We start from the raw sequence: 25,465 nt of genomic DNA, 5'->3' as shown, positions 1-25,465 counted from the left end.
CTCAAGCGCGGAGCGGCATCATGCCGATCGCTCCGCCGGGTTACCGAGTTCGGTGTTCAGCCGGACGGCTTCCGTCACCAGAGCGGCTATGGTGTCTGGCGCGATCGAATCGCCTTCGTGCAGCTCCCAGGTCGCCATCTCGTATTTGCCGCCGGGTTTCAGCTGTGGCGCGATCTGTTGCAGACGCTTGCCGCGCCAGAAGCCGAAGAGCACGCGCTTCGCCTCGGCGCGGATCAGCAGGACGGGGCCGTTGGCGAAATAGACCAGATGGGTCCATTTGATGCGCTCTTCGACCGGGGCCGCGGCCAGTACGCCTTGCCGCAGATGCTCGACGAGGGCGCGCTGCCAGCCCGCCAGCGCGGCGACATAGCCGTCGGGTGAGGTTGCGGCCGGACCCATCGCCATATGGCCACCTCTCAATTTTCCATCAGGGCGATCGAACGATGATCCGACCCCTGCCTGTTCGAAAGCTCAACCCTTCGTCAACAACAGCACTGCGGCATCGAATTCGCGTCGGCGGATCGCGCGGCGCTCGGCCGCTTCCTCGTCCTGGCCCCAGACCGAGATCTGATAATCCTCGTCGAGATGCGCCGCCTGCCAGGCAGCCTCGGCATCGATCAGCCCGTTCGCGAGAGCGAGCAGAACGATGGTCGAGCCGGTCAGGGTCATGACGTTGTGGGCGCCAGCCAGAGCGACGGGCGTTGGGATATTCTCGACCTGCCGGGTAACGGCGGCGAGCGTCTCGGCCGGTTGCTCGGCGAAGACAACGCCTTCGGCCAGGATGAAGCGCCCGCCAATCAGCGCCTCGACGCCCTTCACGATGGGCTGCCAGACTTCATCCTGCCGCGCGACGAGCGCCTCTGGCTCGCCGGCGCGATAGCAGAGCGCATCGGATGCGGAATAGCGCACGATCTCGGCCCGAACGGCCTCCTGCTGATCCTCGACACCGTCCAGCGCCGAATTGACGAGGCGCGTCAGGGGCATCCGGGCCGGGTCGATCCGCTCGATCTGCTGCTCCCACTCGGCTGCGAGGGCCTGGGCGACAGCGCGGGAGCCGACAGCCAGCGGCTTGCGGGCCGGCGTGCGGGCGGTTCTGCCGTCGAGCGCGACATGGAACAGGCCGTCGCGCTCGAGCACGCCGGCTTCCTTGTAGAAGCGCGCGGGCAGGGGGTTGCGCATGGCCTGCTGGGCGGCCGCCACGGGATCCGGCTGGCTGGCGCCGGGCGAGCCGAAGCGGGCGAGGAAATCGTCTGTGGACATGGCCTCGCCATAGCGCATTCGCGCCGGGCTTGAAACCGGGCGCTTCAGGCGGCGCGGACGCGTCCGAGGAACTGCGCGACCTTGGCGTCGAGATGCGACGACTGAAGGGAGAGCTGGTCGGCGGAGTCGGCGATGTGGCTGGCGGCTTCGTCGGTCTCGGCGGCGACACGGCTGACGATGTCGATGTTGCCGGCCGCGGCGATCGTCTCGTCGGCCGCCTGGTTGCGGGAGGAGGCTTGCGATTTCGTAAACTCGACAAGCTCTGTGAACCGGATTGCTCGCGATGGTTGTAGTCTCTCAGCTGCGGAACCGATCCTGCCATGCCGGCTTGGCGCCGGGGAAGGGCAGGGCCGTCGCCGCATGCACGCCGCGAGCGATTGCGCGCGCCAGGACATCGGCCGCGGTGGTGCAGAGTTCGGTCAGGGCAAAGGCATCGGATGGCGCGCCGCTGTAGCCGGTTGCCGCTGCGAAGACGATGTCGCCATCGAGCGGGGCGTGGGCCGGACGCAAGGCGCGGGCGAGGCCGTCATGAGCCGCGAGGGCGAGGCGGCGCGCCTGTGCCTTGGTCAACACCGCGTCGGTCGCCACCAGCGCGATCGTCGTATTCTGCCCGGTGCCGCCCTTGAAGCGCAGAGCCGTGTCGGCCGGAGTGATGGTCGCCGGCCAGCCAAGCCCGCCGAATTCATCGCCGCGTTCGTAGGGAGCCGCCCAGAAATGCGGGCCGTCGCCGATCGTGGCAGTGCCGACGGCGTTGACGGCAACGAGGGCGCCGACGATCTGCCCGGTTGCGGCGCGGGCGCTGGCCGAGCCGATGCCGCCCTTCAGATTGGCGGTCGTCGCGCCGAAGCCGGCGCCTGCCGTGCCCAGCGCGAAGGTGGTGGAGGCTTCCGCGGCTGCGCGCGCGCCCAGCGCACGATAGGGCGTTTCGCCTTCGCCGCGCGCCCAGCGCTTCTCGCCGCCATTGATGAGGTCGAACAGGATGGCTTGCGGCACGATCGGAACGCGCAAGGCGCCCACCGGAAAGCCCCGTCCTTCGCGCGCCAGCCAGCTCATGACGCCGTCGGCCGCGCCCAGCCCCCAGGCCGATCCGCCGGAGAGCACGATCGCGTCGACATGCTCGACCGTCATCTCGGGAAGGAGGAGCGCCGTGTCGCGGGTGCCCGGTGCGCCGCCTAGCACGGCGGCGGAAGCGATCGTCGGGCGTTCGAATATGGCTGCGGTCACGCCGGTCGCTGCCGTTGCGTCATCTGCATGGCCGACGAGGACGCCGCGGATATCGGTGATGAGGTTATGCATGGGACGTCCGATGGCGAACCGAATCGCGCGGCGCGCGTTGGCCTCACATTACGATCTTTTCATCTTCGGGCCATTGCCGGGTCAGACAGCGGGGGGCAGGCTGACCCCATCGCCAATCGGCCTCGAGACCCGCTGAGCGACATACCGACTGGACTGCCTCAAGGGAGATTCCCATGAAACCAATCGCTCTCATCGCCGCGTCGTCGATCGCGATGCTGGCCGGCACCTTCGCCCTGGCACAGCCGCAACCGGTCCCGCCCGCAGGCGGCGACCAGAAACAGGAGCGCTCGGAGACCCGCGAGCAGCGCCGGACCGAATGGCGTGAGCGCCGCGCCGAGCGCGCCAAGGCGCGTCTCGACGAGCGGCTGGCGAGGGTGCGCACGGACCTCAAGCTCAAGCCCGAGCAGACGGCAGCTTTCGACAAGGTCGAGGCGCTCGTCAAACAGCGCAGCGAGCAGCGTGTCCAGCAATGGACGGCGATGCGGGAGGAGCGCGAGAAGCTGCGCCATGCCGATCTGATGGAGCGGCTCGACGCAGCCGCTAGCCGGCAGAGCGAGCGCGCGGCCCGATCGAAGGAGCTGGCCGATGCGGTTCGCCCGCTCTGGACCACGCTCAGCGACGAGCAGAAGACGGTGCTCCGCCGCTCCGTGCGCGAAGCCATGGCGGAAGGACAGGAGCGCTTCCGCGAGATGCGCGGCGGCGGGCAGCATGACGAGGATGATCGCGGGCCGCGCCGCTGGCGCGACCGGGACGACCGTCGCGACCGGGGCGGCTCCGACGACGACGAGTAAACCCCGCCGGTATTCGGCGATCGATCCCGAACCCTGACGACATCGCGCCCCCGGCTCGCCCCGGGGGCGCATCTCTATGCGATCGCCGCTGCCATGAAGCTGCAGCCGTACGTTATCCAGGCCTTCCAGTTTACGCCGTTCCTGACGAGAGCGAGATCATCGCCAAGCTCATGAGCAAGGCGGCCCATCGCAAGGAACGCGACCAAGTCGTCGACAGGCTGGCGCGCCTGCCGTTGGTGAGCCACGCCACGAGAGCGGCGCCGCGGACTACCGGACCCGTCACTGCCTGTCCGTTCGAGATGCGATGCCGCTATTCGCGGCCTTTCAGGCGGCTCAGCCGCCGACCGTGTCGGTCACGCATTTCTTGGTGAAGCTCGCCTTGGCCGCGCCGGCCAGCTTCCTGTCGGCCGCCTGCTTGTCGCAGGATGCGGTCGCGTCCTTCTGGCATTTGGTCAGGAAGCTGGTCTTGGCCGCGCCGGCGAGCTTCTTGTCGGAAGCCTGGAGGTTGCAGCTCTGTGCCTGAGCGGCGCCGGCGGTGCAGCCCAGGACGAACGCGATGAGCAAGGCTCTTTTCATGCGAATCTCCTCTCGATGGGAGGACGACGCTACGGCATCCCACGCCGAAGGCAAACGCGGGCCGTGAAGCTGCCTTGCTTTCGCCGGACTTGCTAACGCACGGATCTGAATGGGGTTTCCGAAATTCACCATATCCATTCAGGTTGGATTCACAGGTCGCCGTTTACGCTTTGTCAGCAAATGCGATGCGAGAGGTTAGCCATGAAGCAGACGTGGTTAGCATGGGCGATGCGAGCCTTCATCGGGTCCGTCTTTGTCGTGTGCCTCTTCGGGCCCTACGCGCTGTCGATCCTGATCGGTTGCGTCGGCGTGGGCTGCTATTTCTTCCGCGACGAGGTCGGCTCGCATCTCTAGGCGAAGCACCATCATCGCGATCATCTGATCCGGCGCAGACGACAGGCCTTCACCCTTCCGCCCCTGTCATCCGAGCGCCAGATGCAGCCGGCGCCGCTTGGTGCCCGATCTTAGAGATGAATGACGGCCCGGCGCCTGAGCGTGACTGTCCGGTTCGAGACTTCATGGCCGCCGATACGGACATTGCCGCGGAACCGCATCTCGGCCTGAGCAACCGGTAGCGTCGCCAGGGAAGCGAGCAGCGCGCCGACAAGGCCGGGCAGATATCCACGAGCTCCGATCTCAGCATTTGGAGCAAGATTTACGCTCGTGGTCTTCCCCGGCATCGGTAGGCGAGGAGGGCCGCGCCTGTTGCTCGATACAGGCGGCTGTCCCGCGTCGAACACAGCAGGATCATGCGCAACAAAAAAGGGATGGCAGAAACCTGCCATCCCCCAAAATCTGCCAATGTGCGACCGGTAGGCCGCAGCCGGATCAGCGCGAGTAGAACTCGATGACCAGGTTCGGTTCCATCTGCACCGCGTAGGGCACGTCCGACAGGGTCGGGGTGCGGGTGAAGGTGGCCGAGGACTTGGTGTGGTCGGCGTCGATGTAATCAGGTACGTCGCGCTCGGCGAGGCCGGCGGACTCGATCACGATGGCGAGCTGCTTCGAGCTGTCCTTGACCGCGATCACGTCGCCCGGCTTCACCTGATAGGAAGCGATGTTGACGCGCTTGCCGTTCACGGTGATGTGGCCGTGGTTGACGAACTGGCGGGCGGCGAAGACGGTCGGCACGAACTTGGCGCGGTAGATCACCGCGTCGAGACGACGCTCCAGCAGGCCGACGAGGTTCTCGCCCGAGTCGCCCTTGAGGCGGATAGCCTCGGCGTAGTAGCGGCGGAACTGCTTCTCGGAGATCGAGCCGTAATAGCCCTTCAGCTTCTGCTTGGCGCGCAGCTGGGTGCCGAAGTCGGACGGCTTGCCCTTGCGGCGCTGGCCATGCTGGCCGGGGCCGTATTCACGACGGTTGACCGGGGACTTCGGACGGCCCCAGATGTTCTGACCGAGACGGCGGTCAATCTTGTACTTCGCCTCATGGCGCTTCGACATATCGCGTGTCCTCTATGGTTCGCGAGTTGAGGACCGCGCCCTCCTGTCCCCGTCTCCGGGGCGACAGATCCGACTCTGAAGTGAGTGGATCACGGGTGCGGAAAAAGTCACGCGGCCCCGTCAGGAGCCGCGCGACGGCGCTCTAGAACCATGCGCCGGCTGATTTGTCAAACGCGAATGGGTGCTGCGGCCGGTGCAGGGCCGTGCCGAGGGCTCAGTTTGCCAGCGGCACGGGCTCGATCGCGATGCGCGCCAGACCATAGCCGGCAAGCGCGATCCGCAGCGGGCCGCTCAGCCCGGCGCCCGATGTGAAGACGGCGGTTGCGTCCGGGCAGGGGCCCTCGGCAACGGGGCCGAGGAGATTAACGACGCGGCGCGCGATCGCCGGAGCGGGGTCGATCCATTCGACCGGCCAGGGCGCGAGCCGCTTCATCCGCTCCAGGACGAGCGGGTAGTGGGTGCAGGACAGCGTGACGACATCGGTGCGGCCCCGGCCCGACACGACGAAGCACGGCGCGATCTCGGCGAGCAGGGCATCGTCATCGACGGGTTCGCCCCGGAGCGCCTGTTCGGCCAGGCCGGCAAGCCGTGTCGAGCCGACGAGCGTGACATGGCACGCAGCGGCATAGGTCTCGGTCAGCTCGCGGGTATAGACGCGTGCGACAGTGCCGGGCGTGGCGAGGACAGAGATTATACCGCTCCGCGTTGCCGCCGCGGCGGGCTTGATCGCTGGCACCGTGCCGACGAAGGGGATGGCGAAGCGCGCCCGCAGTGCCGGCAGCACGAGCGTGGAAGCCGTGTTGCAGGCGATGACGACGAGATCGGGGTGATAGCGGGCGACGAGCCGCTCCATCACCGCGAGGATGCGGGTGACGAGCTCATCCTCGCCGAGCCGGCCATAGGGAAAACCGGCATCGTCGGCAGCGTAGACGATATGCGCGCCGGGACAGGCCTGCGTCGTCCGCGACAGCACGGTGAGGCCGCCGAGCCCGGAATCGAAGACGAGGATGGTGGGTTGGGGGCGCGGGACCGCCAGGGGGCGGTATTCCGTTCCAGCGAGAAGATCGACCTGCATGTCAGCGCCGCGAGACGTCAAAATCCGACTCCGCCAGAGACCGGTTAAAGGAGAGTCAACGATGCCCTGCATTGATGTCCTGAATTTAGTTGACTTGGTCCACTAAGCTGGCTGATTCCGGCTGCGGAGGTGAGCCATGGACTCTATCGAAAACGCTGCCGTAGCGGCGATCCGCCGGTTCAATCGCTTTCACACCCGCTGGGTTGGCGCGCTCGGAAGCAGTCTGCACGGCTCCGGCGTGCCGCTGACCGAGGCACGCGTGCTCTATGAACTGGCGAAGCGCGACGACTGGCAGGCGGCGGAGATGGCGAAGGCGCTCGATCTCGACCCCGCCTATCTCTCGCGCATCCTGAAGCGCTTTGCGGCGCAGGGCTTGATCGAGCGCAGCCGATCATCGGCCGACGGGCGGGCGTGGCGGTTGCGGCTGACCGCGGAAGGCAGGGCGTTCTTCGCTGCGCTGGATGAGGCTTCCGATACGCAGGCACGAGCGATCCTGTCCTGGCTGGACCCCTCGCAGCAGGCGAATCTGGTCGACGCACTCGACACGACGCAGGGCTTTCTCTCATCGGAGCCGCAAGCCCGTTCAGAACCCGTCATCCGCGAGCATCGGGCTGGCGATATCGGCTGGGTGATTTCTGCCCATGGTCGGCTCTATGCCGAGGACTACGGCTGGGATCTGAGTTTCGAGGCACTCGTCGCGGAGATCGCGGCCAAGTTCCTGCGTGATTTCAAGCCGGGGCGCGAGCGCTGCTTCATCGCCGAGCTGGGTGGCGCGCCGGCCGGATCGGCCTTCGTCGTGCAGGAGGATGAGGCTACGGCCAAGCTCAGGCTCGTGCTGGTTGAGAGGCGGGCGCAGGGGCTGGGGCTCGGCAAGACGCTCGTGCGCGAGGCGATCGGCTTCGCCCGTGATGCGGGCTATACGCGCATGGTGCTCTGGACCAACGATATCCTCCATGCCGCGCGCGCGATCTATCTCGCGGAGGGCTTTCGGCTGGTGGCCGAGGAAACGCACCATTCCTTCGGCCAGCATCTGGTCGGGCAGAGTTGGGAACTGATCCTGTAGAGGGACGAAACCCTGTCGTCAGGCCTTGAGCCGCGCGAGCGCCGTTGCTGCAGCCCGGCCGGCCAGCGTGGCGCCGCCGACCGTCATGGCGCCGCCGCCCGCAGTCGCCTCGCCGGCAATGACGAGCCGGCCGCCGATGGGTTGGGCAAGCGCCTCCCGGGCGTTCTCGTGGCCGGGATCGCAGACGGAATAGGAGCCCCGCGAGAAGGGGTCGGTCCACCAGGCCGGAAAGGACACCGCCTTGACCGCCTTGCGGAAATCGGCGCCGACCATCGTCGCGAGCAGGTCGACGACATGGGCGCGCGCCTCCTGCGTGCCGGCTTCGGAGAGCTTGCGTGCATAGTCGCCGCCGCAATAGCCGATGACGATGTCCTTGCCGTCCGGGAACATGTCGAAATTCATCATGCGCTCGGGCGCTCCGGCCTCGAGCAGGCTCGCCCCCGGCGTGAGGCCGAAACGATCGCCCTCGACCCGAAACGCAATCTTGGTCAGCGCGCCCATATGCAGGCCCGTGAGAGCATCGCGGGTCGCGGCGGGCAATTCCGGGGTAAAGCGGATAGCGCCGGCCTTGAGGACGCCGACCGGCACGGTGACGATGCAGCCATTGGCGCGCAATTCGCCGGAGCGAGAGGCCACCGTGACGGAGGGGCCATCCCAGCGAATCGCTTCGACGGGCTCGTTCAGCCGGATATCCAGGCCGGCGGCTGAGCGGGTGACGAGATCGCCGTAGCCGGAGGGAATGACGAGATCGTCGCCCGACCAGAGGCGTTGATAGTCGCGGGCCGAAATCCGGCTGGATTCCTCACCGATCGAAAGCAGCAAGCCAGATGCCGCAACGGGAGCGCTGTCGGGGCCGAGGTCGCCGAGCAGTTCCGCGATCGACATATCGCGTGCCGCGAGATCGACAGTCTCAAGCCGGCGGTCGATCTGGTTGAAGGTATCGCGTCGGCGGCGACGATCGGCATCCGCCATGGGGCGTCCGTTGGCGAAGACACGGAAGCCACCGCCCCAGGACTCCTCCGCCGTCTCGATGCGGAGCTCGCGGGCGATCTGGACCCACGGATTGCGCTCCGCCCAATGGATGAACATCGCCCCGGCATCATAGGCCGGTCCAAGCGAATTATCGGTGAAGGCGCGCCCGCCGACGCGGCCGCGCGCCTCCAGAACGATCGGTTTGCGTCCCGCTGCGCGCAGCGCCTGGGCGGCCGCGATACCCGCCGCACCCGCGCCGACGATGACGATATCGGCATCCGTCGCAGCAGAGCTGCGGCCGGAGATGGCGAAAGCGGCGGCCATGGCGCTGCCTCCGGTCAGCAGCTTGCGGCGGGTCGTTCTGGTGTGGCGGGAATTCATGACAGGACAATGCGCGCTGTCGGCGACGTTGCAATGGCCGGAGCGGCGGCAGGCATGACTTCGGCGATCACGACCTCGGGAGCGATGCGTGATGTCGCCCGGAAGAAACGATGCAGTTCTACATTGGAATAGTTCTTTATTAGAACGCCTCTATTGTTTTACCGAATCTTTCTCGACAATTGACAGTATCCATTACGATCAATATCGGTCCATCGGCCTTATTCGAGCGTATAGGGTCTTCTTTTTACTCATTTTAAATTGCTGCGCAGGCTCAACCGCCGCGCGGCAAGGACGGGATACGGGCGATGGGGTATCTTTCCGGTCGGCTTCGCGGCGGCGTGGCGCTTGGAAGCCTGGCATTGGTGCTTCTGGCTTCATCCGCTGAGGCGCAGCAACGGACCCGCCAGGCGGCGCCAGCGCCGGTTTTGGTCGGCGATGCCCCGGTCGTGCTCGACCAGATCAATGTGCAGGGCGAGGGCGTGCCCGGCGGCGCGCTGCTGAGCGGCCCCACGACGACGCGCACGACACGCCAGGAACTGGACCGCGAGCAGATCCAGAGCCTGACGGACCTCTCGAACCGCGTCGAAGCCGGCATCACCTTCAACCGCCAGACCAATTCGCTCAACATCCGCGGCCTTGATGGCGCGCGCGTGCTGACGACCATCGACGGCATCCGCCAACCCTTCATCATCGATACTCGCGTCAATCGTGGCGCGCAGAACGCCTTCGATTTCGATTCGCTGTCGACGCTCGACCTGCTACGCGGCGGCAGCGGCGCCAGCACGCTCGGCGGCGGCGCGCTCGGTGGCGCGCTGGCAGTGCGCACGCTCGATCCCGAGGACCTGCTCCGCAACGGGCGTTCCTATGGCGCGCTGGCCAAGACCGGCTACGACAGCACGGACCGGGCGTGGTTCGGTAGTGCGGCGGCTGCGGCCAAGATGGGCAACACCTCCGTCCTGCTGCAGGGCGGCTTCCGCGACGGACATGAGATCGACAACAAGGGCACCAACAAGTCGATCGGTGCAGCGCGCACGGCTCCCAACCCGTCCGATTTCAACCAGTACAATTTCCTCGCCAAGCTCTACCAGCAGGTCGGGGATCACCGCTTCGGCATTCAGGGCGAGCTCTTCAAGCGCGCCGACCGGGTGCAGACCCGCACCAGCACGGTGTCGCTGACCGGCAACTTCCGCCCCGGCTCCTACCAGACCGGCGAGGATGTCGAGCGCAACCGCGTTTCGCTGACCTATGACTACAAGGTGCCCGGGTCGTTCTTCGACGAGGCCCATGCCGTTGCCTACTGGCAGCGCCTCAAGCGCAACGATCTCGTCAATGCCTGGCGCTACACCACCATCATCGGGCCGCATGTGCGAGACAACGAGAACGATGAGAACGCCTACGGCTTCAACGGCCATGTCATCAAGAATTTCCAGACCGGCGCGCTGTCGCATCGCCTGTTGGTCGGCACCGAACTGCGCATGTCGACGCTCGAGCAGTTCTCCTCGGGCGTTGACAACTGCCCAGCCAAGCCCCCCTCGGGCCTCTATACCGGCGCTTTCACGACCTGCAACAACCTGCACACCAATCAGGCCGACCAGCCGAAGGTCGATGGCAAGCTTGTCGGCATCTATGCGCATGACGAGATCGGCATGCTCGACAACCGGCTGCGCATCACGCCCGGCGTCCGGTTCGACTGGTACGAGGAAGTGCCGCAGAACACGCCGGCCTTCTTCGCCGGCGGCTCGCGTCCGACCGCTCTGCCGCCGTCGTCCAGCGATACCGGCTGGTCGCCGCGCGTTCGCCTCGAATACGACATCCTCAAGAACGCGCCCGGGGTGAGGGACGTTACCTTCTTCGCGCAGTGGGCGAAGACCTTCCGTGCGCCGACGGCCAATGAGCTATATGGCCGCTTCGGCGGGCCGGGCACCTATCTGCGCAGGGGCAATCCGGATCTGCGTCCGGAGGAGGGCAACGGCATCGATGTCGGCGTCCGCCTCGGCGACAAGCAGCTCGGCGGGTCGATCACGTACTTCTACACGAAGTATCACAACTTCATCGAGCAGCTTCAGGTCGAGCCGCTGAGCGCGCTCTACCCACAGGGTGGCGTCGTCAGCTTCCGCAACATTCCCCGCGCCGAGATCCAGGGCGTGGAGATCAACGGCCAGTACGCCTTCGCGCAGAATTGGCTGGTGCGTGGCTCCTTCGCCTATACGCGCGGCGTGAACAAGACCGACAACACCTTCCTGAACTCAATTCCGCCGGTGCAGGGCATTGTCGCGATTGCCTACGGCACGGATTACTGGGGCGCCGAAGTCTCGACCAAACTCGCCGGCAAGCGTGACGACGTCGCGGCGACGACGGGTAGCGCTCAGGGCTTCCGGGCACCGGGCTACGCGATCTTCAACGCCTCGGCCTGGTGGCGCCCGATGCCGCAGATCGCGGACCTTGAATTGCAGATCGGCGTCTACAATATCTTCGATCGCAAGTACTTCGACGCGGTCAACGTCCCGACCGGGGTGCTGGCGCAGGCCCGCGACTATTACAGCGAGCCGGGCCGCACCGTGAAGGCGACGTTGAAGTATCAGTTCTGACCGGGCGTTTCGAGACCCCCCGGACCAGACAAGCCGGCCCTTCGGGGCCGGCTTTTTTTATTCTTCTGACTGGTCCGGCGTCTCGGCTTGCCGCGCCAGGAGCCGCGCCTTCTTCGGCCCCTCGACCAGCGACTTGAAGACGCCGCGCAACGTCCGGGCCTCCTGCTCGGTCATGTCGAGCCGGTGCAGGATGTCGCGCAGATTGGCGGTCATGACCGGCTTCTTGCCGGCCGGGAAGAAGCCGCTGAGGTCGAGCTCGCCTTCGAGATAGTCGAACATCGAGAGGATCGTGGCGCGGCTCGCGGGCGGGGACGGGTTGTTCTCGCGGAAGGGCGGTTCGCCGCCCGTCGTCTTGAACCACTCATAGCCGTTCAGCAGCACGGCCTGTGCGAGGTTGAGCGAGGCGAAGGCCGGGTTGACCGGGAAGGTCAGGATCGCATCGGCGAAGCTGATCTCCTCGTTGGTCAGGCCGATGCGCTCGCGCCCGAACAGGATGCCGACGCGCTCGCCGCTACTGACGCGCTCCGCGACCTCCGGCATCGCCTCGGCCGGCGTCAGCACGCGCTTCATCTGGCCGCGTTCGCGGGCGGTGGTGGCGAGCACGTAGTTGAGATCGGCGATGGCCTCGGCCGCGCTGGCGAAGAGGCGGGCGTTCTCGAGGATATGCGTCGCGCCGGAGGCCGCTGCCGTCGCGCCCTTCTTGAGGCCGCCACCGCTGGGCCAGCCGTCGCGCGGGGCGACAAGGCGCATCTCGGACAGGCCGAAATTCGCCATGGCGCGGGCGCACATGCCGATGTTCTCGGCAAGCTGCGGCTCGACCAGGATGACGATGGGGGCGGGGCCCTGGAGGGCCGGGCGGGTACGGTCGGTGCCGGAACCGGTCATGGGGAGGTCAGGTCTTGTCTTTGCGCTGAGGCTTGCATCGCGCTCAGGACGGTCGGGGGCGATGGGCAAGCTCATACGTCATGCTCGCCCTTGTGGCGAGCATCCACGTCTTGAACCCCGCGCCTGACAAGAAAAGACGTGGATGGTCGGGACAAGCCCGACCATGACAACACTTGGTGTTCAGCCCGCCGCCTGCTCGACCGCGCGCAGCACCCGCAGCGTGTTGCCACCCGCGAGCTTGGCGAGATTCTCCTCCGACCAGCCGCGGCGGATCAGCTCGGCGATCGCTGAGGGGAAGGTCGTGGTGTCCTCGAGCCCGTCCGGATTGACCCAGCCGAAGAAATCCGAGCCGATGCCGATGTGGTCGTGGCCGATGCGCTTGGCGAGGTATTCGACATGGTCACAGTACTCGACCAGCGTCGCCTTCGGGCGCGGGCCGGTGTTGCGTGCGATCTCGGCTTCGACCTTCGCGTAGTCCATGCCATCGGGTGTCTTGCCGTATTGATCCTTGGCCGGACGGTGCCAGTCGCGCGAGGCCTGGCTGATGAAGTCCGGCACGAAGGTCGCCATGACCACGCCGCCATTGCCGGCGACGCGATCGAGCACGTCGTCGGGCACGTTGCGCGGATGGTCGCAGAGCGAGAAGGCGTTGGAGTGCGACCAGACCAGCGGAGCGCTTGAGACGTCGAGCGCGTCATGCATCACGCGGGGCGCGACATGGGCGAGATCGATGACCATGCCCAGCTTGTTCATCCGGCGCAGCACGTCCTTGCCGAACGCGGTCAGGCCGTTGTGGCGCGGGGCGTCGGTGGCGGAATCGCACCAGTCGGTGGTGTCGTTGTGGCAGAGCGTCATCAGCCGCACGCCGAGATCGTAATAGGCATCGAGCGCGTCGAGCTCGTTGTCGAGCGCCGTGCCGTTCTCGATGGTCATGAACAGCGCGATCCGGCCCTCGGCCTTGGCGGCTTCGACGTCCGCCGCGGACAGGCCGGGGCGGAAGACATCGGCATGGCGCTTGAGGATGTCGCGCATCAGCGCGATCTGGGCGAGCGCGAAACCTGCGGGCCGGGCCTGCTTCGGCGGCACATAGGCTGCGAAGAACTGGGCGGCCAGCTTGCCGGCCTGCATGCGCGGGATATCGGTGTCGCCCTCGGCATGGACCTTGTCGAGGCCATAGGCGGCGACGTCGCCCTTCGCCCTGGCATCCTTGCGGATGACATAAGGCAGGTCGTTATGGCCGTCGATCAGCGGCACCCGGTCCAGCAGCGCGAGCGCGGCGGCATAGGCATTGTCCTGGACGGGTGGTTTGGCGAGGGCCATGGCGAGGTCTCGGTCAAGAATCGGGAGCCGGATCGTGACAGGCCGGGCGCAGCGAGGCGAGGGGGCTCAGTGCAGACCGGCTATCCGCCGGGCGTCATGCTCGGGCTTGACCCGAGCATCTCGTGCAGGAGAGGGCGCTTTTTCCGTGAAGAGATTCTCGGGTCCGCGCAGGCGCGGCCCGAGAATGACGGCACTGGCTAAATGAACCGCGCGGGCGCAAACGGCGCCGGATCGACGAAGACCTTCTGGCCGCTCACCATCTCGGCGATCATGCGGCCGGTGACGGCGGCCAGCGTCAGGCCGTGATGGGCGTGGCCGAAGGAGAACCACAGGTTCTTGTGCTTCGGTGCCGGGCCGATGATCGGCATCATGTCCGGCGTGCAGGGGCGGCGGCCGAGCCAGGGCTCGGCGTCGAGGCGCTCGCCCAGCGGAAACAGCGCCTTGGCGATGGGCTCGGCGCGGGCGAGCTGAACCGGGGTCTTGGGCGCGTCGCGATCGGCGAACTCCGCGCCCGTGGTCAAGCGGATGCCCTGCTGCATCGGGGCCAGGAAATAGCCGCGCTCGGTGTCGAGCACCGGATGGTTGAGCACGGCGTTGCCCTGAGGCTTGTAGTGCATGTGGTAGCCGCGCTTCACCGCCAGCGGCAACCGGTAGCCGAGCTTGTTGGTCAGCATGTCGGCCCAGGGGCCGAGCGCGACGACGACGTCCTTCGCCTGTGCCTTGGTGCCATCGGCGAGGGTGACGTTCCATTCGGTGCCGTTCTGCACCAGCGTCGTCGCATCGCCGATGGCGAGCTTGCCGCCGAGCTTCTCGAAGAGCGCGACATAGGCCTTCGAGAGGCCCAGCGGATCGATGACGGTGGTCGGGTCGGTCCAGTGCAGGCCGCCGATTAGGCTGGAATGATCGAGATGCGGCTCCGCGGCCTTGAGCGCCGCCATGTCGAGCGCCCGATAGTTCAGGCCGAACTCCCGGTGCCAGCGGGCAGCCTCGGCAAGGCGCTCGTCGCGCTGCTGCTCGGTGCGGAAGACCTTCATCCAGCCGTTGCGGCGCAGGAGTTCGGTGGCGCCGGCTTCCTGCGCGAGCGCATCATGCTCGGTGACGCAATGCTCGATCAGCGTCGCGTATTTATGCGCGATCGCCTCATGGTGGGAGGCGCGCGAATGCATCCAGTAGGAGAACAGGAAGGGCGCGAGCTTCGGGATGGCCTGCCAATGATAATGCGCATCGATGGTGTTGTTCATCGCGTAGCGGATGAGCGCGCCGAAATCGTGCGGGAAGCCGTAGGGGTAGACGCCCTCGCGCTGGATCAGGCCGGCATTGCCGTAGCTGGTCTCCTCGCCAGGTCCCCGCCGGTCGACCAGCAGGGTCGAGCGCCCGGCCTTCTGCAGGTGAAGCGCGACCGAAATGCCGACGATCCCGGCGCCGAGTACGATCGTATCCACCTTCATGACCTGCTCCTGCCAACGCTTTTCCCTGCAAAAATACCGGTTTGCGGCGGCTTGTCAGCGGCGCGACCGTATTTTGCGTCGAATGGCCAAATCTTTCGCAAATTCTGCGCCAATTCGCTCCGGTCGATGATCTCAGGCAGTCTTTGGTCGATTCAGGCGCAATTTTATGCCGACGCAGAACCGCCCCGCTTGGCAGGCAGGTGACGCTTCATCCGCCATGGGCCAGTGTGCGGCTCTTTCACGAATGATTCCAGAGCCGTGCCGATGCGTCCTGCCGCCTTTCTCGCCGCCGCGCTCGCATGGCTCGGGCGCTACGGTACCCAGGGGTTCGCGCTCTCGATCTTTCTCGGGCTCGCCCTGCCGCAATTCTCCGCCGCGGCCCGCCCGGTACTGCCCTTCACCATCTTCTGTTTCACCACGGTCGTATTCATGCGGGTCGACCTCGGCGTCACCGCCCGGCTGCTACGGCGCCCAGCCAAGCTCGCCGCGGCCTGCCTATGGCTCGTCACCGGGCCGGTGCTGATCATCGGCGGGGCTCTGCTCATTGTCGGGCGGGAAAATCTCGATCCGGGCATCGTGCTCGGGCTGGCGATCATGGGCGCGGCGCCGCCGATCATGTCGTCGCCGGCTGTCGCGATCCTCTACGGCTTCGAGCCGTCGCTGATCATCGCCAGCGTCATCGTCACCACGATCGTGAGTCCGATCGTCGCGCCGCTGCTGGTGGAACTGCTCGCGGGGGCCGCTGTGCCGCTCGACCGCTGGGTGCTGGCGCTCAGGCTGCTGATCTTCATCGGCGGCGGCATGGCCGTCGCCTTCGCGCTGCGGTCCTGGCTCGGCGTCGAGCGGATCAGGGCGATGAAGGCCAATCTCGATGGCTTCGGGGTGCTGATGTACTTCATCTTCGCCATCGCGGCGATGGATGGGGTGACGCGCGCCGCGCTCGACAATCCCCGGCTCGTCCTGTTCGTGCTGGCCTGCGTCTTCGCGGTCTCGGCGGCGGGGCTCCTGTCGGCATGGCTGGTGCTGCGGCGGCTGCCGGCGTCCGAACGCTTCATGATCGGCTATGGCACCGGGCAGCGGAACATGGGGCTGCTGGTCGCGGCGCTCGGCGCCGGCGTCTCGCCTACGACCTTTCTGTTCTTCGCGCTGGCGCAGTTCCCGATCTACCTGCTGCCCTGGCTGCTGGGCGGTGTCGCGGCCCGTATCCGGCGCCGGGAAGCTGCTGACGGGCGTTGACGCGGGGCCCTGCGAGGCTTTGGACGTCGCAGGAGAGCCGCGCCATGATCACACTCCATTGCGGGCCGCTGAGCCTGTTCTCGCGCAAGGTCGAGATCGCGTTGAAGGAAAAAGGCCTGTCCTTCCAGCGCATCATGGTGCCGTTCAACCAGACGACCGGGTACGACCCACGGCATCCCGAGGTACTGGCGCTCAATCCGAAGCGGCAGGTGCCGGTGCTCAGCGATTGCGGGCTCGTGCTCTACGATTCAACGGTGATCAACGAGTATCTCGACGAAGCCTATCCCGAGCCGAAGCTGATGCCGGACTCACCCGTCGACCGGGCGCGCTGCCGTCTCGATGAGCTCTATGGCGACGAAATTCTGTTCCAGGCGCTGAGGCCGCTGATGCACCGCACGGCGCCGCCATCGCCGGACCGCGACCGCCGCATCGCGCAAGAGGCCGATGCGCTGATCGCCGAGGAGGAGCTGCTGCGGCATTACGAGGTGCTGGAACAGAAGCTGGCGGGCCGCGAATTCTTCGGCGGCCGGCTCTCTTTGGCGGATATCGCCCTGTTCATGAGCGTGCTTTTCGTCCGCCGTCTTGGTGGCCCCTCGCTCGACGGCTTCGAGGCCTTGGCCGGATGGTTCGCGCGGCTGAAGCTACGCCCGGCCTTCGCGCAAGTCGTGGCGGAGATCGCGGAAGCCGATAGAAGGCTGTCCTTTCCGGTGAAATTGCGCTCCGCCTGATTGCCGCAGGCGTCCCGGGGCGCTAAACCCCCGGCCATGACGCGCTCCATCCGTATCGCTCCTTCGATCCTCTCGGCCGATTTCGCCAAGCTGGGCGAAGAGGTGCGCGCGATCGACGAGGCCGGCGCCGACTGGATCCATTGCGACGTGATGGACGGGCATTTCGTGCCCAACATCACTTTCGGCCCCGATGTGCTGAAGGCGATCCGCCCGCATACGAAAAAGTTCTTCGACGTGCATCTCATGATCGCGCCCGTCGACCCCTATGTCGAAGCCTTCGCCAAAGCGGGCGCAGACCTGATCTCCTTCCATGTCGAGGCGGGCCCGCATCCGCACCGCACGCTGCAGGCGATCAAGGCTCAGGGCAAGCAGGCCGGCATCGTGCTCAACCCCGGCACGCCGGCGAGCGCGGCCGAGGCACTGATCGGGGATGTCGACCTCATCCTGCTGATGACAGTCAATCCCGGCTTCGGCGGGCAGAGCTTCATCCGCTCCGTGGTCGAGAAGGTCGCTCAGGTGAAGGCGTTGATCGGCGACCGGCCGATCGCGCTGGAGATCGACGGCGGCGTGACGCCCGAGACCGCGCCGCTGGTGGCGAAGGCCGGCGCCGACACGCTGGTCGCCGGCTCCGCGGTGTTCAAGGGCGGGCCTTCGACCTATGCCGGCAATATCGAAGCGATCCGCAAGGCGGCGGAAGCCGCGCGCGGCGCGTGGGTTTGAATTGAAAGGGCTCCGTCATTCCGGGCGGAGCGAAGCGCAGACCCGGAATCCATCATAGGGCGCGACGCCCCTCGATGGATCCGGATCGGCGCCGCTTCGCGGCTTGTCCGGGATGACGGCGCGCATTGTATGAAAGGCTTGCGATGATCCCGCGCTATTCCCGCCCCGAGATGGTCGCCATCTGGGAGCCGCAGACCCGTTTCCGCATCTGGTTCGAGATCGAGGCGCATGCCACCGACCGGCTGGCCGAGCTCGGCGTGGTGCCAAAGGAGGCTGCCGCGACGATCTGGGCCAAGGCCAGGGATGCCGTCTTCGACGTTGCGCGCATCGACGAGATCGAACGCGTCACCAAGCATGACGTCATCGCCTTCCTGACGCATCTGGCCGAGATCGTCGGGCCGGAGGCGCGCTTCGTCCATCAGGGCATGACCTCGTCGGACATCCTCGACACGACGTTGTCGGTCCAGCTCGCGCGGGCCACCGATATCCTGATCGCCGATGTCGATGCGCTGCTCGCCGCGATCAGGCGCCGCGCCTTCGAGCACAAGCTGACGCCGACCATCGGCCGCTCGCACGGCATCCATGCCGAGCCGGTCACCTTCGGGCTGAAGCTCGCCCAGGCCTATGCCGAGTTCGATCGCTGCCGCGCCCGCCTCGTCGCGGCGCGGGCGGAGATCGCGACCTGCGCGATTTCGGGCGCTGTCGGCACCTTCGCCAATATCGATCCGAGCGTGGAGGAGTACGTCGCCGCGAAGATGGGCCTGACCGTCGAGCCCGTCTCGACGCAGGTGATCCCGCGCGACCGGCATGCGATGTATTTCGCGACGCTCGGCGTCGTCGCTTCCTGCATCGAGCGCCTGGCGACCGAGATCCGGCATCTGCAGCGCACCGAGGTCTACGAGGCCGAGGAGTATTTCTCGCCGGGCCAGAAGGGGTCCTCGGCGATGCCGCACAAGCGCAATCCCGTGCTGACCGAGAATCTGACCGGGCTATCGCGCCTCGTGCGCGGCATGGTCACGCCGGCGCTGGAGAACGTCGCCCTCTGGCACGAGCGCGACATCTCGCACTCGTCAGTCGAGCGTATGATCGGCCCCGATGCGACGGTGACGCTCGACTTCGCGCTGGCGCGGCTGACCGGCGTCGTCGACAAGCTGCTGGTCTATCCGCAGAACATGCGCAAGAACCTCGACCGGCTCGGCGGCCTGCACAATTCGCAGCGCGTGCTGCTCGCCTTGACGCAGGCCGGGGCCAGCCGCGAGGATTCCTATTCCATGGTCCAGCGCAACGCGATGCGCACCTGGGAGCATGGCGAGGACTTCCTGACCAATCTGCTCGCCGACAAGGACGTGGCGGAGAAGCTCGCAGCTTCCGAACTCAAGGCGATGTTCGACGAAGGCTATCACTTCAAGCATGTCGACACGATCTTCCGCCGGGTATTCGGCGAGAGCTGACGGGCTGGACTTCGGCGGCGGCGGGGCTATCTACGCCTGATGAAATCCTCCGACGTCGATATCTTGATCATCCCTGGCTGGTCGGGCTCCGGGCCCGACCACTGGCAAAGCCGCTGGGAAACCCGCCTGAAGACGGCGCGCCGCGTCGAGCAGGCGGACTGGTACAAGCCCTCCCGCCATCTCTGGGCCGACCGGATCGTCCAGGCCGTCCGCAGCGCAACGCGGCCGGTCGTGCTCGTCGCGCATTCGGCCGGCTGCAGCGCAGTCGCCTTTGCCGCTGAACATCTACATCCCGGTGAGGTCACCGGTGCCTTCCTGGTCGCGCCGGCTTCGGAGAAGGCGAAGGGAGCGGTTCCGGGCATGGGGCCGGATTTCATCGCGCATCGCCGCCAGAAGCTGCCGTTCCCCTCGGTGTTGATCGCAAGCGCCACCGATCCCTATTGCACGTCGGACGAGGCTCGCGAATTGGCCGAAGCCTGGGGCTCGGAGTTCGTCGATGCCGGCGACAGCGGCCATCTCAACAGTGAGTCGGGGCATGGCCCCTGGCCGGACGGCCTGCTGCGTTTCGCGGGCTTTCTCAAGAGCTTGAGCGTGGTTCCGCAGAAACGGATTCAGTAGGAGCGCCGCCACCCCTTCTCGAATAGCGGCGAGATGCGCCGCCGGACCGGAGACCCTTCGAGCATGGATGCATTCTCTGATCCGCAAGCCGTCGCCCGCTATGCCGAAGGCCCGCCACGCCTGGTTCCCGGTCTCGCCGATCTGCAGCGCATGGTCACGCTTCTCCTCGCGGAGCGGGCGCCGGATGACGCGCGGATCCTGGTGCTCGGCGCAGGCGGCGGCCTGGAGATCAAGGTGTTTGCCGAAGCCCGGCCCGGTTGGCGCTTCGACGGTGTCGATCCATCAGCCGAGATGCTGGATCTCGCGCGGCTGACGCTCGGCCCACTGGCTGCTCGCGCAGATTCGCACCACGGCCTGATCGACATCGCGCCCGAGGGGCCGTTCGATGGCGCGGCCTGCATCCTGACCCTGCACTTCGTCGAACGCGAGGAGCGCCTGCGCACGCTTCGAGAGGTCCGCCGGCGCCTCAAGTCCGGTGCGCCCTTGGCCGTCGCGCATTTCAGTTTTCCGCAAGGGGAGGGTGATCGCGACCTCTGGCTGTCACGCTATGCCGCCTTCGCGGCCGCTTCGGGCATCGACCAAGCGCAGGCGCAGAAGGCGCGGTCCATGATCGGCGCGCGCCTGCCGATCCTCTCTCCCGAAGATGACGAGCAGCTTCTGCGCGAAGCGAGGTTCGGGGATGTCAGCTTGTTCTATGCGGGCTTCGCGTTCCGCGGCTGGGTGGCGTACGCCTGAGTGCCCGTTTCCGCGGACGGGATCCAAAGACCGGAGCTTCCGTCCGTGTCATGAGCGCGCCGGACCGGGTCAGGCGCTGGAATCCTGCCGATCACGCGTATGCTGCTCTGCGCCCTTCTGATGCGCCAGCCACGGCTCACGGCGGACGGTCCAGAGTTCATAGGCCGGCAGCAGCGCGCTGGGCGGCCCGTCCAGCGTGCCGAGCTTGATCTCGATCTCATCCGACTCGTCGTTCCAGCAGAACAGAGATGAGCCGCATTTCGGGCAGAAGCGATCGCCGCCCGCGCGACTCTGCCAGCAGCTGAGTTCGCCGGACAGGATCGCGCTGGCCTTGGGCCAGATTCCGAAGAAGGAGAAGGCCGAGCCGGACTCCTTCCGGCAGTTCTCGCAATGGCAGATACCGACGCGGATGGGCTCGCCGTCGAGTTCGTAGCGGACCTGTCCGCAGTTGCAGCCACCGGACAGTTTCATCGTGATCTCGCGCATCCCGGGTTCTCGTCGTCTTGGGCGACAGACCAACGGCGCGTGGTCAGGGTCGGTTCCCTAGACGTTGCATGACGCCCGCTTTCGACGGCGGGCTCAACTGATCGCCGCAACACACTCGGCGAACCTCTCGGCTGGGGTTTGATAGAGCAAGGTCTTTCTGGGCCGTTCGTTGAGCTGACGGGCGATGGCGCTGAGCTGGGCCTGGCTTTGCAGGGACAGGTCGGTTCCGTGGGGAAGATACTGGCGCAGGAGCCGGTTGGTGTTCTCGTTCGAGCCACGTTGCCAGGGTGACCTGGGATCGCAGAAGTAGACCTCGACGTTCGAAGCGAGGGCCAGCCGCTTGTGGTCGGCCAACTCCTTGCCTCGGTCCCAGGTCAGGGACTGATAGAGTTCGCCTTGATCAGGGCGGTGATGACGCTCCCGGTGTCTTTGTTGGCGACCTTGACCAGCATCACGTAGCGCGAATGCCGCTCGACCAGCGTGGCGACGTAGCTGTTCCGGGAGCCGCCGATCAGGTCGCCTTCCCAGTGACCAGGGACCGCACGATCCTCGACGGAGGCCGGCCTTTCGCTGATGGAGACGGCGTCCCTGATCTGGCCCAGGCCGTTCCGCTTCAGGCTGGCGTGCCGGGAGCGGCGGATCGTTCGCCGGGCCCTCAGGTGGTCCAGCAGTTCCTTCTTCAGCACCCCACGGGTCTGGATGAACAGGCTGCGGTAGATCGTCTCGTGCGACACTTGATTGTGTGGCTCCCGGGGGCAGGTGCGCTTGAGCCAGCCGGCGATCTGCTCGGGCGACCAGTTCCGCTGCAGCTTGCCGGATACTGTCCGGGCCAGACCGGGTCGGCAAGCCAGCTTGCACGGCTTGGGACGCAAGGCCCGGTCCCAGGCCGCCTGATCGGAGCGCGCCGCGCGGTAGCGATCCGGCCCGCCGTTGCGCTGAACCTCGCGACTGACCGTGGACGGTGATCGGCCCAATTGCCGAGCGATCACGCGCAGCGACCGGCGGGTGCTGAGCCCTCGGGAGATTTCCTCCCGCTCGCTGAGAGTGAGCGCCCGCGGCGCCCGCCGCCGGTCTGGAGGCCGAATGCCGCCCGTCGGCGAAAGCACCGAGAACACCGAAGAGGACTCCCGATCGAACCGCCGCCCAATCGAACTCATCGACTCGCCGGCCTTCCAGCGATCCCAGATCTCAGCCCGCTGGGCCGCCGAATAGTAGATCCGCCGCCGCTGCATCATCACCCACGCTCCATCTCCAAAGGAAAAGTAGCGTGTTGCGATTACCGATTGAGACCACCACCCATTGGAGACGTTCAGCTCCGCCTGTTAGGCGTCTGCGCCGGGCAAGGGGACGATACCAGCCCGAGTGAGACGCTTTGCCCGGTTCCACCTTGCCATCTCCTGCGGGTCGAACGGGTATCGCGTGTTTTTGTCGGCCATGAAGCCATATCCATTGAACACCTCGTTCAGAACCCTGGCGAGCCACCCAGCCAGCGCATCTCTTCGAATTGGTGCAACAGCAACACCGCGAAGTTCAGCAGCAGTATCCGCTGGACCGGAAGTAGGTCACCTTCGACCGCCCAGACTGCGACGGGCACGACCATCGCCAAGCCGATATCGTACCAGCGCCGGATGACGTACTTCACCGCTTCTGAGGGCGCCCCCGGAACGTCTCAAACACAATGGTAATCCGACCGGCCCTTGAATACGATCTTGACACAGGTGCCGGGGGACGATGCGCATGTGGTTTTACACCGTTTGGCCCTTCATTGGATTGGGTGGGGCGATTGTAATGCTCGCCATCCTGCTGACCACCGACACGTTCCGCAGCAATCCCAAGGTGTCCCGCTGGTGGGATCCAGCGTGGCTGGTTTGGCTCGCAGTGCCGCTGTACTGGCTGCATCAGTTCGAGGAATACAGCCTGCCTGTGCTGGGCCTCGACTACTCCATTCAGGAAATGATCTGCCAGAAGATTGGCTTTCCGCCCTATCCAGAATGCCCGATCCCGCTGGCGTTCTACCCCGTCGTGAACATCGCTTTGATGTGGTTTGGTGCGCCATTAGCGGCGTATCTTTTCCGACGAAACGTACTCATTGGCCTTAGTTTCTGGGGGCTGCTCTTCGCAAACGGACTTGTGCACACCGCGGGCGGCATCATGGAGGGCGCTTACAACACCGGCCTCTGGACGGCGGCAGTTTTGTTTGTTCCGCTGTCGGTCTGGGTCATTTACGCCTCCGCGATCCGCGGGCCGTACAGCGGCAAGGTTGTAGGTGTTGCTTACGCCGCTGGAGCCATTACCCATGCCTTTCTTTTCGGCGGGTACGGGCTTTTCAAGGCTGGGTTGATCGGCAATGCCGGCCTGCTGGTTTATGCTGCCGTGATCAGGTTCGCGCCGATAATCTTAGCGGCAATTGCAAGCCGTTTCTTCCAGCCCGAGTTGCTACGACCAGTTCCGGAGCATTAGGCCGCGGGCACTGCGTCCGCTTTCCACCCCGTCGCGGACGTATAAGCCTCTCCAGTTCGGTTCCCGTCGAGGCGACGCCAACCGAACTGGATCGATGACCATACGCGTGTCCTCGATCGTGACGCCGTGTTTTACGACGCTCCCCCGAGCGACGGATACAAATCCCCTATTGGCGTAAAATGCCACCGCGCCGTTTGCCGCCTTCACGCGAGTGATGCTGGAGCCCGAGGCTATGGCGTCCGATATGCAGGCTTCAAACAACTGCGAACCGACACCGCGCCCCTGGAAATCCGGATGTACGAAGAGGGCCAGAAGCTCGTCATCTTCCCATGAAGCAAACCCGATTATGCCCGAGACCGTCTCTGCGACGAAAAAGATCTCGCCGGATGTCGCAGCCTTCAGATATCCCTCGGGCGTCCGGCCCTGCATCCAAGCCGCGATCTGTTCAGGGGAATAGAGCGTCGACAACGTTTGAGTCAGGCACGCGCTGTGGATGTCGTGCACCGACCGCTCATCGCCGACGACCATGGGCCTGATGCGAACGGCATCAACACCTACATCGCCACTTGTGTGTGCCACGTCAGCCTTTCGCCCCTAGCCGGCATTCATCGCAGGCGCCGCGCCACCATCGCCTATCTAAGAAAAACCCGCCCCGGACGGTCCGGAGCGGGCTCTTTCATATCAGGCTGGATCAGCCGTCGAGATCAGTTCTCGACATAGGTGATCTTGCCGTCGGCACCCTTCTTCCAGGTGTAGACGGTGTAGTCGGGGCGGGTGATGTCGCCCTTCTTGTCGAAGCCGATGTCGCCGATCACGGTCTTGACCGGCTGGCCGCCATGCAGCGCTTCGGCGATCTTCTTCGGATCGACCGAGTTCGCGCGCTTGGCGCCTTCCGCCATGATCTGGACGGCGGCGTAGCTGTAGAGGGTGTAGGCTTCCGGCTTGAAGTTCTTGCTCTCGAACTTCTTGACGACGGCGGCCGCCTCGGGACGCTTCTGCGGGTCCGGCGGGAAGGTCATCAGCGTGCCTTCGACGCCGGGGCCGCCGATCGTGGCGAACTCGTCGGTGGTGATGCCGTCGCCCGAGACGAGCACGGTCTTCAGGCCCTGGTCGCGCATCTGGCGCACGATCAGGCCACCTTCGGTGTGCAGGCCGCCCCAGTAGAGGTAGTCGGCACCGGCTGCCTTGATCTTGGAGACGAGCGCCGAGAAGTCCTTCTCACCGGCGTTGACGCCTTCATAGAGCACTTCCTTGACGCCGCCGGCGTTGAGACCCTTCTTGGTCTCGTCGGCGAGGCCCTGGCCATAGGTCGTCTTGTCGTGGACGACGGCGATCTTCTTGTCCTTGAAGTTCTTCAGCAGATAGGCCGAAGCGACGCTGCCCTGCTGATCGTCACGGCCGCAGGTGCGGAAGGTGTTCCACAGACCGCGCTCGGTGATCTTCGGGTTGGTGGCCGAAGGCGAGATCATCAGGATGCCGTTCTCGGCATAGACTTCCGAAGCCGGCATGGTGACGCCGGAGTTGAAGTGGCCGAGGACCCATTTGACGCCGTCGCCGACGAACTTGTTGGCGACCGAGACGCCCTGCTTCGGATCGGAGACGTCGTCGCCGACCGAGATCGTGATCTTCTGGCCGAGGACGCCGCCAGCGGCGTTAATGTCCTCGACCGCCTGCTCGGCGCCGTTCTTGAGCTGCGCGCCGAACGCGGCGTTGGGGCCGGTGATCGGGCCGCCGACGCCGAGCTTGATCTGCGCATTGGCCACGCCGGACATGGCGAGGACCGCGCCAAGCGCAATACCGCCCAACAGCAGTTTCTTCATGAGATGCAACTCCCCTCTATGATTGATCAACGGGCTGGACGGTCCGCCCGTCTCGGCGCGTTTTCGCCACCGGAAGCCGCAGTCTTGCGCTTTTTCGATGGTGTGTCACG

26 protein-coding genes and 1 pseudogene are annotated in these 25,465 nt (G+C 65.9%); 12 read left to right on the top strand and 15 right to left on the bottom strand.

Annotated features, from left to right (window positions below):
* Positions 1 to 18: 18 nt before the first annotated feature.
* Together NWE53_RS08905 and NWE53_RS08900 are read right to left on the bottom strand one after the other, a co-directional pair.
* A complete protein-coding gene (locus NWE53_RS08905; protein ID WP_265053968.1) occupies positions 19 to 405 on the bottom strand; it encodes a DUF1801 domain-containing protein in 387 nt (128 codons plus the stop codon).
* A gap of 66 nt (positions 406 to 471) precedes the next feature.
* Positions 472 to 1,260 carry an ATP12 family chaperone protein gene (locus tag NWE53_RS08900; RefSeq protein ID WP_265053967.1) on the bottom strand — a complete coding sequence of 263 codons (789 nt, stop codon included), beginning with the start codon at positions 1,258 to 1,260 and terminating at the stop codon, positions 472 to 474.
* 29 nt (positions 1,261 to 1,289) lie between these two features.
* Between NWE53_RS08900 and NWE53_RS08895 the strand changes: the two genes are divergently transcribed.
* On the top strand, positions 1,290 to 1,553 hold the full coding sequence (locus tag NWE53_RS08895) for a hypothetical protein (RefSeq protein ID WP_265053966.1): 264 nt from the start codon (positions 1,290 to 1,292) through the stop codon (positions 1,551 to 1,553).
* 4 nt (positions 1,554 to 1,557) lie between these two features.
* Here NWE53_RS08895 and NWE53_RS08890 read toward each other — a convergent pair whose 3' ends face one another.
* On the bottom strand, positions 1,558 to 2,556 hold the full coding sequence (locus NWE53_RS08890; protein ID WP_265053965.1) for a P1 family peptidase: 999 nt from the start codon (positions 2,554 to 2,556) through the stop codon (positions 1,558 to 1,560).
* Positions 2,557 to 2,729: 173 nt separating this feature from the next.
* Between NWE53_RS08890 and NWE53_RS08885 the strand changes: the two genes are divergently transcribed.
* Positions 2,730 to 3,347, top strand: a complete 618-nt coding sequence (locus NWE53_RS08885) for a Spy/CpxP family protein refolding chaperone (protein WP_265053964.1) — start codon at positions 2,730 to 2,732, stop codon at positions 3,345 to 3,347.
* A 333-nt stretch (positions 3,348 to 3,680) separates the two neighbouring features.
* Here NWE53_RS08885 and NWE53_RS08880 read toward each other — a convergent pair whose 3' ends face one another.
* Complete coding sequence (locus tag NWE53_RS08880) at positions 3,681 to 3,923, bottom strand: hypothetical protein (RefSeq protein WP_265053963.1); 243 nt, start codon at positions 3,921 to 3,923, stop codon at positions 3,681 to 3,683.
* A gap of 201 nt (positions 3,924 to 4,124) precedes the next feature.
* Between NWE53_RS08880 and NWE53_RS08875 the strand changes: the two genes are divergently transcribed.
* Positions 4,125 to 4,277: a hypothetical protein gene (locus NWE53_RS08875; RefSeq protein WP_265053962.1), complete on the top strand. Its 153-nt coding sequence runs from the start codon at positions 4,125 to 4,127 to the stop codon at positions 4,275 to 4,277.
* A gap of 474 nt (positions 4,278 to 4,751) precedes the next feature.
* On the opposite strand, the gene rpsD is transcribed toward NWE53_RS08875, so the two are convergent.
* Both rpsD and murI read right to left on the bottom strand, forming a co-directional pair.
* Positions 4,752 to 5,369 carry a 30S ribosomal protein S4 gene (gene rpsD, locus NWE53_RS08870; RefSeq protein ID WP_265053961.1) on the bottom strand — a complete coding sequence of 206 codons (618 nt, stop codon included), beginning with the start codon at positions 5,367 to 5,369 and terminating at the stop codon, positions 4,752 to 4,754.
* Positions 5,370 to 5,583: 214 nt separating this feature from the next.
* Positions 5,584 to 6,444 (bottom strand): glutamate racemase, encoded by an 861-nt coding sequence (gene murI, locus NWE53_RS08865; protein WP_265053960.1) that lies wholly within the window; start codon positions 6,442 to 6,444, stop codon positions 5,584 to 5,586.
* 136 nt (positions 6,445 to 6,580) lie between these two features.
* Between murI and NWE53_RS08860 the strand changes: the two genes are divergently transcribed.
* On the top strand, positions 6,581 to 7,507 hold the full coding sequence (locus tag NWE53_RS08860; RefSeq protein ID WP_265053959.1) for a bifunctional helix-turn-helix transcriptional regulator/GNAT family N-acetyltransferase: 927 nt from the start codon (positions 6,581 to 6,583) through the stop codon (positions 7,505 to 7,507).
* 18 nt (positions 7,508 to 7,525) lie between these two features.
* Here the strand turns inward: NWE53_RS08860 and NWE53_RS08855 are convergent, their stop codons facing one another.
* A complete protein-coding gene (locus NWE53_RS08855; RefSeq protein WP_265053958.1) occupies positions 7,526 to 8,803 on the bottom strand; it encodes a flavin monoamine oxidase family protein in 1,278 nt (425 codons plus the stop codon).
* 362 nt (positions 8,804 to 9,165) lie between these two features.
* On the opposite strand from NWE53_RS08855, the gene NWE53_RS08850 reads away from it, so the two are divergent.
* Positions 9,166 to 11,448 carry a TonB-dependent hemoglobin/transferrin/lactoferrin family receptor gene (locus NWE53_RS08850; RefSeq protein ID WP_265053957.1) on the top strand — a complete coding sequence of 761 codons (2,283 nt, stop codon included), beginning with the start codon at positions 9,166 to 9,168 and terminating at the stop codon, positions 11,446 to 11,448.
* Positions 11,449 to 11,505: 57 nt separating this feature from the next.
* Here NWE53_RS08850 and NWE53_RS08845 read toward each other — a convergent pair whose 3' ends face one another.
* The 3 genes from NWE53_RS08845 to NWE53_RS08835 all read right to left on the bottom strand — a co-directional run bounded on the left by NWE53_RS08845 (position 11,506) and on the right by NWE53_RS08835 (position 15,101).
* Positions 11,506 to 12,333 (bottom strand): RNA methyltransferase, encoded by an 828-nt coding sequence (locus tag NWE53_RS08845; protein WP_265053956.1) that lies wholly within the window; start codon positions 12,331 to 12,333, stop codon positions 11,506 to 11,508.
* A 180-nt stretch (positions 12,334 to 12,513) separates the two neighbouring features.
* Positions 12,514 to 13,653, bottom strand: a complete 1,140-nt coding sequence (locus tag NWE53_RS08840) for a dipeptidase (RefSeq protein WP_265053955.1) — start codon at positions 13,651 to 13,653, stop codon at positions 12,514 to 12,516.
* A gap of 197 nt (positions 13,654 to 13,850) precedes the next feature.
* Positions 13,851 to 15,101: an NAD(P)/FAD-dependent oxidoreductase gene (locus tag NWE53_RS08835; RefSeq protein ID WP_265053954.1), complete on the bottom strand. Its 1,251-nt coding sequence runs from the start codon at positions 15,099 to 15,101 to the stop codon at positions 13,851 to 13,853.
* A gap of 264 nt (positions 15,102 to 15,365) precedes the next feature.
* On the opposite strand from NWE53_RS08835, the gene NWE53_RS08830 reads away from it, so the two are divergent.
* The 6 genes from NWE53_RS08830 (at position 15,366) to NWE53_RS08805 (ending at position 20,589) form a co-directional block, all read left to right on the top strand.
* Positions 15,366 to 16,337: a hypothetical protein gene (locus tag NWE53_RS08830; protein WP_265053953.1), complete on the top strand. Its 972-nt coding sequence runs from the start codon at positions 15,366 to 15,368 to the stop codon at positions 16,335 to 16,337.
* Between the two features lie 44 nt (positions 16,338 to 16,381).
* On the top strand, positions 16,382 to 17,065 hold the full coding sequence (locus NWE53_RS08825) for a glutathione S-transferase family protein (RefSeq protein ID WP_265053952.1): 684 nt from the start codon (positions 16,382 to 16,384) through the stop codon (positions 17,063 to 17,065).
* A 36-nt stretch (positions 17,066 to 17,101) separates the two neighbouring features.
* A complete protein-coding gene (rpe, locus tag NWE53_RS08820; RefSeq protein ID WP_265053951.1) occupies positions 17,102 to 17,785 on the top strand; it encodes a ribulose-phosphate 3-epimerase in 684 nt (227 codons plus the stop codon).
* A 143-nt stretch (positions 17,786 to 17,928) separates the two neighbouring features.
* The gene (gene purB, locus NWE53_RS08815; RefSeq protein WP_265053950.1) at positions 17,929 to 19,236 is read left to right on the top strand and encodes an adenylosuccinate lyase; all 1,308 of its coding nucleotides are present in this window, start codon (positions 17,929 to 17,931) and stop codon (positions 19,234 to 19,236) included.
* Positions 19,237 to 19,275: 39 nt separating this feature from the next.
* Positions 19,276 to 19,854, top strand: a complete 579-nt coding sequence (locus NWE53_RS08810) for an RBBP9/YdeN family alpha/beta hydrolase (RefSeq protein ID WP_265053949.1) — start codon at positions 19,276 to 19,278, stop codon at positions 19,852 to 19,854.
* A gap of 63 nt (positions 19,855 to 19,917) precedes the next feature.
* On the top strand, positions 19,918 to 20,589 hold the full coding sequence (locus tag NWE53_RS08805; protein WP_265054850.1) for a class I SAM-dependent methyltransferase: 672 nt from the start codon (positions 19,918 to 19,920) through the stop codon (positions 20,587 to 20,589).
* A 69-nt stretch (positions 20,590 to 20,658) separates the two neighbouring features.
* Here the strand turns inward: NWE53_RS08805 and NWE53_RS08800 are convergent, their stop codons facing one another.
* From NWE53_RS08800 to NWE53_RS08790, 3 genes and pseudogenes are all read right to left on the bottom strand, one after another.
* On the bottom strand, positions 20,659 to 21,075 hold the full coding sequence (locus NWE53_RS08800; protein ID WP_442864994.1) for a GFA family protein: 417 nt from the start codon (positions 21,073 to 21,075) through the stop codon (positions 20,659 to 20,661).
* A 93-nt stretch (positions 21,076 to 21,168) separates the two neighbouring features.
* Positions 21,169 to 22,310: pseudogene (locus NWE53_RS08795) on the bottom strand (IS30 family transposase).
* Between the two features lie 227 nt (positions 22,311 to 22,537).
* On the bottom strand, positions 22,538 to 22,717 hold the full coding sequence (locus NWE53_RS08790) for a hypothetical protein (protein WP_265053948.1): 180 nt from the start codon (positions 22,715 to 22,717) through the stop codon (positions 22,538 to 22,540).
* 95 nt (positions 22,718 to 22,812) lie between these two features.
* Here NWE53_RS08790 and NWE53_RS08785 point away from each other — a divergent pair, with 95 nt between their 5' ends.
* On the top strand, positions 22,813 to 23,535 hold the full coding sequence (locus NWE53_RS08785) for an HXXEE domain-containing protein (RefSeq protein ID WP_265053947.1): 723 nt from the start codon (positions 22,813 to 22,815) through the stop codon (positions 23,533 to 23,535).
* Here the strand turns inward: NWE53_RS08785 and NWE53_RS08780 are convergent.
* Positions 23,512 to 24,063, bottom strand: coding sequence for a GNAT family N-acetyltransferase (locus NWE53_RS08780; RefSeq protein ID WP_265053946.1), 552 nt, complete (start codon positions 24,061 to 24,063; stop codon positions 23,512 to 23,514). The two genes, NWE53_RS08785 and NWE53_RS08780, sit on opposite strands and share 24 nt — an antisense overlap.
* Positions 24,064 to 24,239: 176 nt before the next feature.
* Positions 24,240 to 25,355 (bottom strand): branched-chain amino acid ABC transporter substrate-binding protein, encoded by a 1,116-nt coding sequence (locus tag NWE53_RS08775; RefSeq protein WP_265053945.1) that lies wholly within the window; start codon positions 25,353 to 25,355, stop codon positions 24,240 to 24,242.
* Positions 25,356 to 25,465: the final 110 nt, after the last annotated feature.

Origin of the sequence: Bosea sp. NBC_00550 (genome assembly GCF_026020075.1) — a bacterium.
Classification (GTDB): Bacteria; Pseudomonadota; Alphaproteobacteria; order Rhizobiales; family Beijerinckiaceae; genus Allobosea.
This window is presented reverse-complemented; position numbering and strand designations above follow the sequence as displayed.

Excerpts from the sequence above, each read along its gene's own strand:
- NWE53_RS08905 (WP_265053968.1), bottom strand. The coding sequence starts at position 405 with ATGGCGATGGGTCCGGCCGCAACCTCACCCGACGGCTATGTCGCCGCG.
- NWE53_RS08900 (WP_265053967.1), bottom strand. The coding sequence starts at position 1,260 with ATGTCCACAGACGATTTCCTCGCCCGCTTCGGCTCGCCCGGCGCCAGC.
- NWE53_RS08890 (WP_265053965.1), bottom strand. The coding sequence starts at position 2,556 with ATGCATAACCTCATCACCGATATCCGCGGCGTCCTCGTCGGCCATGCA.
- NWE53_RS08885 (WP_265053964.1), top strand. The coding sequence starts at position 2,730 with ATGAAACCAATCGCTCTCATCGCCGCGTCGTCGATCGCGATGCTGGCC.
- NWE53_RS08880 (WP_265053963.1), bottom strand. The coding sequence starts at position 3,923 with ATGAAAAGAGCCTTGCTCATCGCGTTCGTCCTGGGCTGCACCGCCGGC.
- NWE53_RS08875 (WP_265053962.1), top strand. The coding sequence starts at position 4,125 with ATGAAGCAGACGTGGTTAGCATGGGCGATGCGAGCCTTCATCGGGTCC.
- rpsD (WP_265053961.1), bottom strand. The coding sequence starts at position 5,369 with ATGTCGAAGCGCCATGAGGCGAAGTACAAGATTGACCGCCGTCTCGGT.
- murI (WP_265053960.1), bottom strand. The coding sequence starts at position 6,444 with ATGCAGGTCGATCTTCTCGCTGGAACGGAATACCGCCCCCTGGCGGTC.
- NWE53_RS08860 (WP_265053959.1), top strand. The coding sequence starts at position 6,581 with ATGGACTCTATCGAAAACGCTGCCGTAGCGGCGATCCGCCGGTTCAAT.
- NWE53_RS08855 (WP_265053958.1), bottom strand. The coding sequence starts at position 8,803 with ATGGCCGCCGCTTTCGCCATCTCCGGCCGCAGCTCTGCTGCGACGGAT.
- NWE53_RS08850 (WP_265053957.1), top strand. The coding sequence starts at position 9,166 with ATGGGGTATCTTTCCGGTCGGCTTCGCGGCGGCGTGGCGCTTGGAAGC.
- NWE53_RS08845 (WP_265053956.1), bottom strand. The coding sequence starts at position 12,333 with ATGACCGGTTCCGGCACCGACCGTACCCGCCCGGCCCTCCAGGGCCCC.
- NWE53_RS08840 (WP_265053955.1), bottom strand. The coding sequence starts at position 13,653 with ATGGCCCTCGCCAAACCACCCGTCCAGGACAATGCCTATGCCGCCGCG.
- NWE53_RS08835 (WP_265053954.1), bottom strand. The coding sequence starts at position 15,101 with ATGAAGGTGGATACGATCGTACTCGGCGCCGGGATCGTCGGCATTTCG.
- NWE53_RS08830 (WP_265053953.1), top strand. The coding sequence starts at position 15,366 with ATGCGTCCTGCCGCCTTTCTCGCCGCCGCGCTCGCATGGCTCGGGCGC.
- NWE53_RS08825 (WP_265053952.1), top strand. The coding sequence starts at position 16,382 with ATGATCACACTCCATTGCGGGCCGCTGAGCCTGTTCTCGCGCAAGGTC.
- rpe (WP_265053951.1), top strand. The coding sequence starts at position 17,102 with ATGACGCGCTCCATCCGTATCGCTCCTTCGATCCTCTCGGCCGATTTC.
- purB (WP_265053950.1), top strand. The coding sequence starts at position 17,929 with ATGATCCCGCGCTATTCCCGCCCCGAGATGGTCGCCATCTGGGAGCCG.
- NWE53_RS08810 (WP_265053949.1), top strand. The coding sequence starts at position 19,276 with ATGAAATCCTCCGACGTCGATATCTTGATCATCCCTGGCTGGTCGGGC.
- NWE53_RS08805 (WP_265054850.1), top strand. The coding sequence starts at position 19,918 with ATGGATGCATTCTCTGATCCGCAAGCCGTCGCCCGCTATGCCGAAGGC.
- NWE53_RS08800 (WP_442864994.1), bottom strand. The coding sequence starts at position 21,075 with ATGCGCGAGATCACGATGAAACTGTCCGGTGGCTGCAACTGCGGACAG.
- NWE53_RS08785 (WP_265053947.1), top strand. The coding sequence starts at position 22,813 with ATGTGGTTTTACACCGTTTGGCCCTTCATTGGATTGGGTGGGGCGATT.
- NWE53_RS08780 (WP_265053946.1), bottom strand. The coding sequence starts at position 24,063 with ATGGTCGTCGGCGATGAGCGGTCGGTGCACGACATCCACAGCGCGTGC.
- NWE53_RS08775 (WP_265053945.1), bottom strand. The coding sequence starts at position 25,355 with ATGAAGAAACTGCTGTTGGGCGGTATTGCGCTTGGCGCGGTCCTCGCC.